This is a genomic window from Bacillus sp. JJ722 (assembly GCF_036963345.1).
Taxonomy (GTDB): Bacteria; Bacillota; Bacilli; order Bacillales; family DSM-1321; genus Bacillus_AD.
On the sequence record NZ_JBALMO010000265.1, the window covers coordinates 1 to 1,023 of the forward strand.

Annotated in this window: 1 protein-coding gene; it reads right to left on the bottom strand. The window is 30.9% G+C overall.

Annotated features, from left to right (window positions below; translation table 11 throughout):
• Positions 1 to 401: 401 nt before the first annotated feature.
• On the bottom strand, positions 402 to 923 hold the full coding sequence (locus V7014_RS23285) for a GrpB family protein (RefSeq protein ID WP_335510821.1): 522 nt from the start codon (positions 921 to 923) through the stop codon (positions 402 to 404).
• Positions 924 to 1,023 lie beyond the last annotated feature (100 nt).

Below are 1,023 nucleotides of genomic sequence, written 5' to 3' on the forward strand. Positions count from 1 at the left end.
AGGTTGAAAATTGTGTAAGGAAAATTATCTTTGCTGGAATATTTGTGGATTCAATTGAAGAAGCTTACAGCATACAAGATTAATAATATTTTAAAAGTCAACTGTCAACTTTCAACTGTTAACAGGTTCAGTTAAGAGGTGGCAAACTTGTTTTGACAATAGTATTGACACTCAAAATAACAAGTCATTTTAATCAAAATACACGAGAAAAAGGATGGCATTTGCCATCCTTTTTCTCGTGTATTGAACCTTTATCATTTTTAAAGACCCTTCCTAAACAAACGCACCTGTTTGTTTATGTACTATTCTTCACAAACTAACTAGTAGCTGGTTTAGTAACATAAAAAAGCTGTCTAATGACAAATTTTCACCTTAGTAATACATAATCTGTTATTTTATGATTAATTGCGATTATCTTCATACCATTCCAGTGCTTTTAGTTCTATATCTTTAACAAAATAATCTTTACCATTTATGTACGATTTCATGTTATTAGGAAATTGTTGTGCTAATTTTTCTTTTAATTCTCCATAATTCTTCATTTCATCTGGGTGCGATTTTAAATAATCTCGAAAAGCCAGGTGCCTTTTTATTTCATAACTCCCAATCTGAAAGATGTGAACGTGATGAGAGCGATTGTCCCCACCTTTTTGAAAGTATCTACGTTTTACTATCCCATATTCACCTTTAGGGACATATCCAATTTCTTGCATCTCTATATTATATTTATCAACATTGTTAATATCTTTAACAACAGGCATTATGTCTATTATTGGTTTAGCTTTTAACCCTGGAACAGAGGTACTACCTATGTGATATATATCTATGATTTCATTCCCAAAAATAAGATTCAGTTTTTCAGCCTCTTCCATAAACATTTGAATCCATTTCTCATTGTACGAACTTACTTCTACCTTTCGCAAATTATCCCCTCCAAATCATTTTTTTGAATTTTATCACACTTGAATTAATAAATTTCTTATGCAACTATCCTGCCCTTTAGTTGCATAACAAAAAAAGAGC